The following is a 9,509-nucleotide window of genomic DNA, read 5'->3' on the forward strand; positions in this document are numbered from 1 at the left end:
GGACGGCTACTTCGCCCTGCTGCCCTACACCGACGGCCACTGGAAGGAATTCTGTGGCCTGATCGGTCGCGAGGACTTGGCCAAGGACCCGCGCTTCACCTCGCTCGCCAACCGGCTGAAGAACGTCGAATACTACTACGCCACACTGGCCGAGATTTGTGCGACCCGGACCAACGCGGAGTGGGTCGAGCTACTCAAGACCTCGAACGTGCCGCACGGGCCAGTCAACACGCTCGAGGATCTGTTCGTCGATCCGCAGCTCCAGGCCACCGGCTATTGGCATGAGGTCGAGCATCCGACCGAGGGCCGCTTGCGCATGCCGGATATCCCGCCGCGCTTCAGCAAGACCAAGCCCGAGATCACGCGGCTGCAACCGCGGCTCGGCGAGCACAGTGTCGAGGTGCTGCGCGAGGCGGGCTTCGGCCCGGCGGAGATCGACGCCATGCTGAAATCGGGGGCGACCAAGACCGCCTGAAGCGTCCGACGCTCGTCATGACTTGAACAAAGTCATGGGGTTTACCGTCGGCACAATCGACGCCATGCTGGCGTCTGGCGCGAGCAAGGACGGCCAAGACCGTCGGGTAGGATGGCCCGCCGCGCCGCAGGGAGGATGTGCATGATCGTGCGTTCAACGCGGCGCGAGCTGCTTCGCTTCGGGTCCGCCGCCGCGTCAGTCGGCCTGATCGCGGCGCCAGCCATCGCGCAATCCTGGCCGAGCAAGCCCATCAAGATCATTTGCGGCTATCCGGCGGGCGGGCTCACCGACACTTTCGCGCGGGCTTACGGCGAGGGCATCTCCCAGATGACCGGCCAACCCGTCTATGTCGAGAACAAGGCCGGTGCGAGCGGCGCCATCGCCGCCGAGCAGGTGAAGAGCGCGACGCCCGATGGCCACACGCTGATGTGGACCATCTCGACCACGATGATCATGAACAAGGTGCTGTTCAAGAAGCTGCCCTACGATCCAGACAAGGATTTCGTGCTGATCTCGTGGATGGATGCCGGGCACCTGCCGCTGATCGTCAACGCCAAGGTTCCGGCCAAGAACCTGGCCGAGCTCGCCGACTATGCGCGCGCCACCAAGGCCAGCCTCGGCACGTATGGCGCCGGCTCCTACAGCCATGTCGCGGTCGAGGCGCTCAACCGTCATTTCAAGCTCGGCATGGAGGCCGTGCACTATCGCGGCGAGGCGCCGATGTGGCAGGACGTCGCCTCGGGCGCCGTGCAGGGCGGCAGCGGCAGCTACGCGGCGGCGAGCGGCGTGCTGCAATCCGGCAGTGGTCGGCCGATCGCCGTGCCGACCAAGACGCGCATGAAGAAGCTGCCCGACGTGGCGACATTCTGGGAGCAGGGCGTCACCGATCGGGCCTTCCAGGTCCAGGGGTGGATCGGCCTGGTCGGGCCGTCCGCCATGCCCAAGGAGATCGTGAAGAAGCTCTCCGACATGATGGTCGAGATCGGCAAGACCGAGCGCATCCAGAAGATTTTGACGACCTTCGGCATCGACAATGCCGCGCGCGACCACGTCTTCTTCGAGAAGATCGTCGCTGAGGAAGGGCCGATCTGGATCGAGCTGGTGAAGGGCCTCAACCTCGAGCCGCAGTGACTCGTCTCCTCCCCAGCTCCGCTGGGGAGGTGTCGTGTCATACGCGACGGAGGGGCCATGGTTCATGCGGACTGCGGACGTATGCGACCCGGAAGACCATGACCCTTCCGCCCCGTAAGACGGGGCACCTGCCCACGGCGGGGGGAGGAGGGTGAACGAAGCCGCGGTCCCAGAACGAAAAACCCCTCCCGACGGTGTCGGGAGGGGCTTCTCGGGAGGGCGCCGTGATCAGGCGGTCGCCGTTGGCGAGGGCGGCGGCGGCTCGGTCGTCGGCGGGCGGTTGCGCCGCTCGTTCATGAACTCGTCGAACTCGGCGCGATCCTTGGCGGCGCGCAACCGGTCGAGAAAGTCGCGGAACTCGCGCTGCTCCTCGTCGAGCCTGCGCAGGGTCTCCTCGCGATACTCGTCGAAGGCGACGTTGCCGCTGCTGCTCTGGCCCCAGCGATGACGGCGCTTCCAGGCACGCCACTCGTCGCGCGCCTCGCGGCGGGCCTCACGGCCGTCGGCTCCGTACCACTGGCCGTAGCGGCCATGCTTCGAGCAGAACATGCGTCGACTCCATATCAGGTAGATCAGAAGGGCAAGGCCGATCGGCCAGAACAGGATGAAGCCCACGATCATGAGGGCGATCCAGGCGGGCCGGGGCAGATCGTCCAGTCTCTCCATCAAGCCCGTCATCGGGGGCTCCTTCGCTAGCGGCGTTAACGGATGTAAATGTTAACGACATTTACATTGGGCATTGGCTCGGCGGGTGTCAAGGGCCGGCTCAGGCTTTTTGCGGGAGGCCCAAACCCTGCAGGTAGATCAGCATCGCCGATTCGAGCAGCTCCTCGGCGGTCATCGGCAAGGTGCGCCGGCCGGCATCGCCGCGGCCGAACAGCGAGGCGATGCCGTGCGCCATCGACCAGACATGCAGGCTCATCATCAGCGCCGGCGGCCGCTTGCCGGCCGGCAGCAGGCCGACCAGCGCATCGGCGGCGGTGCGCAGCACGGCAAACGCCTTGTCGGCGGCGGCGCGCAGCTCGGGATTGAGATTGGGCGACAGGCCTGATTCGAACATCGCGGCGTAGTAGGCCGGCTCGCCGGCGGCGAAAGCGAGGTAGGCCTTGCCGACATTGTGGAAGGCGGTCACCGGGTCAGGCTTGCCGTTCGCCCAGCCGGTCGACAGCATGGCCTCGAAGCGCTGGAAGCCCTCGCGCGCGACGTCGGCCAGCAGGGCATCGCGATCGCGGAAATGGCGGTAGGGCGCGGCAGCACTGACCCCGGCCGAGCGGGCGGCATCGGCAAAGGTGAAGCCGGCCGGCCCTTTCTCCTTGATCAGCTCGCGCGCCGCCTTGATCAGCGCCTCGCGCAGATTGCCGTGGTGGTAGCCGCGCTCTTCACGCTCGCCTCGTTTCCAACTCATGTTAAGGAAGTTTACATTAAAGCGGCAGGCTGCAACAGGCAGCCGGTTGGTTCACGGCGCGAGAAGGGAGCGGCAGTAGGCGACGAAGTCGGCGGCCTGCGTGCGAAGCTCTGTCGCTGACTCGGCGCTTGGAACGGTTTCGTCATCGTAATCGGCAACGAACCGTCGGCTGTTGGCGCGATTGAGGGCACGTCCGAAGGCGCGGCCTTGGTCAGTCGAGCTGACTTGCTGAGAAAACTGCCCAATCACCGAGCCATGCGATTTGGGCGCCCTTCCCGTACGATCCATGAGCACTGCCGCAGCTGCATGAAGCATCGCGTAGTACGAGATATGGATTGTTGCTTCAGGCATATCCTGGGGTACCTGCTTTCTCGCCTGCTCCAGAAAGCGCTCCGCCTTGGCAAATCGGCGCGCTGTTTCGGGGCTCACGCGGCCAGTCCGTCTTCCGAGATATTGCGCAGGAAGGACGACTGCTCCGGCGTCCGCGCCGAATCGATCGCTACGACCTGAACGTGAATGCCGTGCTCCAGCATCAGGTCGAATCCAATGTCTGCGAGGATGTCGCGGTCCTCTTCGGTAGGAGCACCATCGAGGAAGACGGCGACATCGCAATCGGAGTCGGCCCGGGCGTCGCCGCGCGCGCGCGATCCGTAGAGCATCACACGCGCGATCCTGCCCGGCAGTGCCAAGTCCGCACGCCGCTTGAACTCGCGAACCAGTGTGAGGTCGGCTGTCGGCATGACCGCATTATAGCGCAGTCGATCCCGAGACTCGACCGGCACTCGCCTTCAACGCGGGGTCGAAAGATGGTCAAATCATGCAGAAAGAATATAGAGAGGTACCAATCGTGCAACTGTGGATGACCACCGTGGCCTCTGCGCGCGGGGCGGCGCGCACGGCGCAAGAGGTCGAGGCGGCAGGCTGGGACGGCATGCTGGTGGTCGACTCGCAGAACCTGTCGGGCGATCCCTATGTCGCCCTGGCGTTGGCGGCGAGCGCGACCAGGCGCATCGGCCTCGGTACCGGTGTCACCAACTCGGTGACGCGCCATGCCGCGGCGACTGCGACGGCGATCACCAGCGTCAACCGTGTCTCCAACGGCCGCGCCGTGCTGGGCATCGGCCGTGGCGATTCGGCGCTGGCCCACCTCGGCCGCGCACCGGCGCGCCTCGGCCAGTTCGAGCGCTACCTGAAGCAGCTGCAAGCCTACCTGAGCGGCGAGGCGGTGAGCTTCGACGACATCGATATCCCCCACGACGTCGCGCCGCCGATGTCGGGGCTGCACCTGCACGACGCGCCGCCGTCCAGCCGTATCGCCTGGATCGCCGATGGCGCCAAGGTGCCGGTCGAGGTCGCGGCAAGCGGCCCGAAGGTGATCGCGCTTGCGGCCCTGCACGCTGAGCGCGTGATGTTCGCGCTCGGCGCCGACCTCGAACGGTTGAGCTGGGGCATCGGGCTTGCCAGGAAGATACGCAAGGACGCCGGTCTCGATCCCGACGGCATCGCCTTCGGCGCCTACGTCAATCTCGGCTGCCACGGCGACATCGCCGCTGCGCGCAGCCTCGTGCGCGGCGGCCTCACGACGTTCGCCCGTTTTTCGGTGATGCACGGCAAGACCGACGTGCCGACCTCGTCCGGCGACCGCGAGGTGCTGGCGGCGCTGCACTCCAACTACGACATGAAGGCCCATACGCGCGGCGATTCGCGGCAGGCGACGACGCTGACCGACGATTTCGTCGACCGCTTCGCCATCGTCGGTTCGCCTGATCGCTGTATCGAGCGCCTGCGCTCACTAGCGAAGCTCGGCCTCGACAAGGTGGCGATCAGCGGGGCGACGCGCGGCGCGTCGGTCGAGGATGCCGCCGTGGGGCGCGACCTGCTGGTCAGGCAGGTGCTGCCCGGCATGCGGGCGTGAATTCGTATCGCGCACAAACGAAAGGTCCCCCTCGCTACGCTCGGGATGACATCGAGCGTGCTGCCGCAAAGGTGATGTCATCCCGAGCGCAGCGAGGGATCTTTGGTCGTCGCCGTCAACGCCAGATCTTCTTCCCGCTGCCCGGCAACCCCAGCGCGCTCCACATCGCGTCGACCTTGTCGACGACGGCCTGGTCCATGCGGATCTGGCGGCCCCATTCGCGGTTGGTCTCGCCGGGGAATTTGTCGGTGGCGTCGAGGCCGATCTTCGAGCCGAGGCCGGAGACCGGCGAGGCGAAGTCGAGATAGTCGATCGGCGTGCTCTCGATCACCGTGATGTCGCGCGCCGGGTCCATGCGGGTGCTGAGCGCCCACATCACGTCCTTCCAGTTGCGCGCGTCGATGTCGGCGTCCACCACGATCACCCATTTGGTGTACATGAACTGCCGCAGGTAGCTCCACACGCCCATCATCACCCGCTTGGCGTGGCCGGCGTAGGCCTTCTTCATCGACACGACGGCGATCCGGTAGCTGCAGCCTTCGGGCGGCAGCCAGAAATCGACGATCTCGGGGAACTGCTGCTGGAACAGCGGGATGAAGACCTCGTTCAGCGCCTCGCCCAGCACGCTCGGCTCGTCGGGTGGCCGGCCGGTGAAGGTCGAGAGGTAGATCGGCTGGCGGCGCATGGTGATGGCGCTGAGCGAAAACACCGGGAAGCGCTCGACGCTGTTGTAGTAGCCGGTGTGGTCGCCGTACGGGCCCTCGTCGCCGTACTCGTCGAGGCTGACATGGCCCTCGAGCACGATCTCGGCCTCCGCCGGCACCTTGAGCGGGATGGTCTTGCAGTCGACCAGGTCGACCTTCTTGCCGCGCAAGAGGCCGGCGAACTGGTACTCCGACAGCGTGTCCGGCACCGGCGTGACGGCCGCCAGGATGGTGCCGGGATCGGCGCCGATCACCGCGGCCGCCGGCAAGGGCTCGCGCTTGCCGGCGCCCTTCCAGCGCTGGTGGTGCTGCGCGCCGCCGCGATGCTTCAGCCAGCGCATCAGCGTGGTGTTGCGGCCCGTCACCTGCAGGCGGTAGATGCCGAGATTGAAGCTGTCCTGGCGATCGCCCCTGGGATCGGGCCCCTGGGTCACGATCAGCGGCCAGGTGATGAGCGGTGCCGGCTCGCCCGGCCAGCAGGTCTGGATCGGCAGCCGGCCGAGGTCGATGTCGGCGCCCTTGAGCACGATCTCCTGGCAGGGCGCGCTGCCGACCGTGCGCGGCTTCATCGCCATCACGGTGCGCACCATGGGCAGCATGTCGAGCGCCTCGCGCCAGCCGCCGGGCGGCTCGGGCTGGCGCAGGAAGGCCAGCGTCTCGCCGACGCCGCGCAGGCCAGCCGGTTCGCGGTCCATGCCCCAGGCGACCCGCTCGACCGTGCCGAACAGATTGACCAGCACCGGCATCTCGGCGCGGCGGCCGTCGGCCCACGCGACGTTCTCGAACAGCACCGCCGGCCCCTTCTCGGCGAGCAGCCGGGTCTGGATCTCGGTCATCTCGAGGTGGGGCGACACCGGCGCCTTGACCCGCACCAGGCGGCCGCTCTGTTCCAGCCGGGCGATGAAGTCCCGGAGCGAGGCGTATGGCATGTTGAGCAAGTCCTTTAGAGTGGCCATCGCATGAGATCAAACGCGTTCCCGGCCGAGTTCGAGGATTTGCTGACGCGTGCCGGCCGGCGCGTGCTGGCGGGCACGCATGAGCTCAGCGGCGCGCTCGCCAATCCGCGCACGCGCTTCCTGGCGCGTGGAGATCTCGTCGATCGCGTCAAGGCCGGGCGCCTGCGCCGTGTGCTCGACGAGGCACTGGCGGGCACGCTCGAGCCGCTGGAGCAGCCGATTCCGCCCGAGTCGATCTTCGAGATGCGCCGCGACTACGGCGAGTTGCTGCCCAAGACCAGTCGGGCGAGCACCATCTACTTCGACAACCGGCGCGAAGCCGGCGTCAAGGCGGCCGAACGGATCGGCCTGGTCGGATTGCTGCGGTCGGAAAGCTTTCGCGCCTTCGCCGAGGCGCTGGCCGGCCGCACGCTGGCGTCAGATTGGGGCCTGCAGGTGCTGCGCTACGGGCCGGGCGACTACGCCGGACCGCACAACGACCACCATCCCGAGAACCCGCGCGCCCGCCAGGGCTACGTCGACATCCATCTCAGCCTGTGCTCGCCCGGCGTCGCCCACCAATGGCTGGTCTACAGCCGCGCCGGCCATTTCAGCGAGATCGTGCCGCTCGCCGCGCCGGCGACGGTCACCGCCTATCGCCTGCCGTTCTGGCACTACACGACGCCGCTGGTTGGTTCACCGGGCTCCGCACGCTGGGTGCTGCTGGGGACGTTCCTCTATCATTGATTCCTCCCCAGCTCTGCTGGGGAGGTGTCGCCGTCTTCGGCGACGGAGGGGTCATGAGCATCGCGAATGTGACTCATGACCCCTCCGTCCGCGATTACGCGGACACCTCCCCAGCGAAGCTGGGGAGGTGTAAGATTTACCGCATGCCAACCGGCACGACGCTGATCGAGTTCTGCGGGCTGCCCTCGATGATGCGATCGGTGTAGGTGAGATAGACCAGCGCCCGCCGCTTGGCGTCCCAGAAGCGCACCACCTGGGTGGTCTTGAAGATCAGCGAGGCGCGCTCGCTGAACACCTCGTGCGGGCTCTTGAGCTTCTCGACCTTGAGGGCGTCGATCGGTCCCACCTGGTGGCAGGAGATCGAGGCGTAGGGCGGGTCCTCGGCCAGCCCGAGAGCGCCCTTGATGCCGCCGGTGCGCGCCCGCGACATGTAGCAGGTGATGCCCGGAATGTCGGGATCGTCGATCGCCTCGATGGTGATCTTGTCATTGGGCCCGAACCATTGGAAGCGGTAGCCGACCGAGCCGATATCCTCGGCCTGGGCGGCGGCAGGCAGCGTCGCCAACAGGGCGGCCAAAATCGCGCGGCGCATTGCACAGACTCCCTTGCAAGGCAGAGGCAAAGCTAGACGGGGCGCAGCCCGTGCTCGGGCATCGTGCCGCCGGCTTCCTTCACCGCCGCACGATACTCCTTTTCAGAGGTGAAGGGCCTGGCCTTGGGGAAGTCCTTCTTTCGGCCCGGGCGAATGGCGCCGGTCGAAGGATCGACCACCAGCAGCTCGCCCTGCCGGCCGAGCAGCGTGATCTGGCGCTTCCAGCGCGAAAAGACCCGCCGCGCCGAGGCCGAGAAATCGACGTAGGTCTTGAACTCGGTCGGATCCTTGATGAACAGCGCCTCGTAGGTGGCGATGAACTCCTCGACGAAGGCGCGGTCGACGATCTCGATGTTCGACATCATCCAGCAGCGGTCCTCGAACACCCAGTAGGTGCCCAGCCCGACGAACTGCTTCTCACGCGTCATGTAGGGATAGAAAGGAAAGCCACGGCAGGCGATGGTGCGGTTGTCGCGCTCGCAAAACCGCGCGCCCTTGCAGTGGACGGCCATGCAGTCGCTGGTCAGCTCGTCGACGATCTGGCGCGTGGCGTAGTCGTACGGCTTGAACTTGGTCCAGAGGTCGGTCCGCGTCTTGAGCAGATCGAACTCGACCTTGTGGACCACCGGAACGGCGTTCTGGGTCGAGCAGCAGACCGGCTCGCCGCCGTTCAGGGGCGCGCATTTGCGGCCGCAATCGAAACGCGACACCGGGGCGGTGAAGCCGTCGTAGAGGCTGGCGAAGTCGGCAGACTTGAGGGTGGTGGCCTTTGCCATTGCTTGGCCTGTAGCCCAATCCTTTGTGAAAGAACAGTTAAGGAATTGTAACGCCGCCTCAGGCGACTGGCATCACGCGCCACACCACGGTTTCCCGCATGCCGCGATTCTCGAGCTGCAGCGAGGTCGGGATGGTATAGCGCGCCCGTTCCTCAAGACCCTGGGCGCTGAAATAGTTGCGGCCGGGATCGCCCAGCAGGACCAGCCGGCCCCGCGCCGCGTGGCTGCGCAGCCAGGCGAGCGCGCGCTGCGACATCTCGCGCTCGTAGCAGACGTCGCCGGCGATGACGACGTCGGCCGCGGGCTCGCCGTCCGGCCCGGCCAGCCAGTCGGCGTCGCTGAGGTCGACACTGAGCCCGTTGCCCTGGGCGTTGAGGCGGGTGGCGACCAGCGACATGGCGTCGATGTCGTTGGCCAGGACCAACCTCGCCCCGGCGCGGGCTGCGGCGAGGGAGGAGATGCCCGAGCCGGCGGCGAAGTCGATCACCTGCTTGCCGCGCACCTCGGCCGGATTGTCGAGCAGGTAGCGGGCGATCGCCTGGCCACCCGGCCAGCAGAAGGCCCAGTAGGGCGGGTCGACGTTCTGCGCCTCCAGCCACGCTTCGGTGGCCTGCCAGATCGGCACGTATTCGCTGGCCAGCCACAGCGCGAACTCGGGCACCATCGCCGGCCGCTCGAGCGCCGTGTTGGCGCGGATGAAGCCTTCGGGATCGGCAGGCAGACGTGCCATCGGCTCAGGTCTCTACGACGGGCGTGGACACGCCCTCGGTGTCATCCCGAGCGCAGCGAGGGACCTTTGGCGATATTGATGATGACGAAAGGTGCCGCG

Annotated in this window: 12 protein-coding genes; 4 read left to right on the plus strand and 8 right to left on the minus strand. The window is 66.8% G+C overall.

The window, feature by feature from the left end:
• Together ACILR9_RS38155 and ACILR9_RS38160 are read left to right on the plus strand one after the other, a co-directional pair.
• On the plus strand, positions 1-475 hold a 475-nt coding region (locus ACILR9_RS38155; RefSeq protein ID WP_395715233.1), incomplete at its 5' end, for a CoA transferase.
• 141 nt (positions 476-616) lie between these two features.
• On the plus strand, positions 617-1,606 hold the full coding sequence (locus tag ACILR9_RS38160; protein ID WP_395715234.1) for a Bug family tripartite tricarboxylate transporter substrate binding protein: 990 nt from the start codon (positions 617-619) through the stop codon (positions 1,604-1,606).
• A gap of 228 nt (positions 1,607-1,834) precedes the next feature.
• Here the strand turns inward: ACILR9_RS38160 and ACILR9_RS38165 are convergent, their stop codons facing one another.
• The 4 genes from ACILR9_RS38165 to ACILR9_RS38180 form a co-directional block, all read right to left on the minus strand.
• Positions 1,835-2,284, minus strand: a complete 450-nt coding sequence (locus tag ACILR9_RS38165) for a DUF2852 domain-containing protein (protein WP_395715235.1) — start codon at positions 2,282-2,284, stop codon at positions 1,835-1,837.
• Positions 2,285-2,372: 88 nt separating this feature from the next.
• A complete protein-coding gene (locus tag ACILR9_RS38170) occupies positions 2,373-3,011 on the minus strand; it encodes a TetR/AcrR family transcriptional regulator (RefSeq protein ID WP_395715236.1) in 639 nt (212 codons plus the stop codon).
• 51 nt (positions 3,012-3,062) lie between these two features.
• On the minus strand, positions 3,063-3,440 hold the full coding sequence (locus ACILR9_RS38175) for a HEPN domain-containing protein (protein ID WP_395715237.1): 378 nt from the start codon (positions 3,438-3,440) through the stop codon (positions 3,063-3,065).
• Positions 3,437-3,751, minus strand: coding sequence for a nucleotidyltransferase domain-containing protein (locus ACILR9_RS38180; protein WP_395715238.1), 315 nt, complete (start codon positions 3,749-3,751; stop codon positions 3,437-3,439). Before ACILR9_RS38180 ends, ACILR9_RS38175 begins: the two co-directional genes overlap by 4 nt.
• Positions 3,752-3,879: 128 nt before the next feature.
• On the opposite strand from ACILR9_RS38180, the gene ACILR9_RS38185 reads away from it, so the two are divergent.
• On the plus strand, positions 3,880-4,926 hold the full coding sequence (locus ACILR9_RS38185; RefSeq protein WP_395715239.1) for an LLM class flavin-dependent oxidoreductase: 1,047 nt from the start codon (positions 3,880-3,882) through the stop codon (positions 4,924-4,926).
• Positions 4,927-5,041: 115 nt separating this feature from the next.
• On the opposite strand, the gene ACILR9_RS38190 is transcribed toward ACILR9_RS38185, so the two are convergent.
• Entirely contained in the window at positions 5,042-6,559 is a 1,518-nt protein-coding gene (locus ACILR9_RS38190; protein WP_395715244.1) for a UbiD family decarboxylase, read from the minus strand.
• 30 nt (positions 6,560-6,589) lie between these two features.
• On the opposite strand from ACILR9_RS38190, the gene ACILR9_RS38195 reads away from it, so the two are divergent.
• A complete protein-coding gene (locus ACILR9_RS38195; protein ID WP_395715240.1) occupies positions 6,590-7,312 on the plus strand; it encodes a hypothetical protein in 723 nt (240 codons plus the stop codon).
• A gap of 136 nt (positions 7,313-7,448) precedes the next feature.
• On the opposite strand, the gene ACILR9_RS38200 is transcribed toward ACILR9_RS38195, so the two are convergent.
• From ACILR9_RS38200 to ACILR9_RS38210, 3 genes are read right to left on the minus strand one after another with little or no spacing between them, the layout of a single operon-like run.
• On the minus strand, positions 7,449-7,904 hold the full coding sequence (locus ACILR9_RS38200; protein WP_395715241.1) for a CreA family protein: 456 nt from the start codon (positions 7,902-7,904) through the stop codon (positions 7,449-7,451).
• Between the two features lie 32 nt (positions 7,905-7,936).
• Positions 7,937-8,680, minus strand: a complete 744-nt coding sequence (locus ACILR9_RS38205) for a hypothetical protein (protein ID WP_395715242.1) — start codon at positions 8,678-8,680, stop codon at positions 7,937-7,939.
• 58 nt (positions 8,681-8,738) lie between these two features.
• Positions 8,739-9,410, minus strand: a complete 672-nt coding sequence (locus ACILR9_RS38210) for a class I SAM-dependent methyltransferase (RefSeq protein WP_395715243.1) — start codon at positions 9,408-9,410, stop codon at positions 8,739-8,741.
• Positions 9,411-9,509 lie beyond the last annotated feature (99 nt).

Source organism: Reyranella sp. (assembly GCF_044224635.1).
GTDB lineage: Bacteria > Pseudomonadota > Alphaproteobacteria > Reyranellales > Reyranellaceae > Reyranella.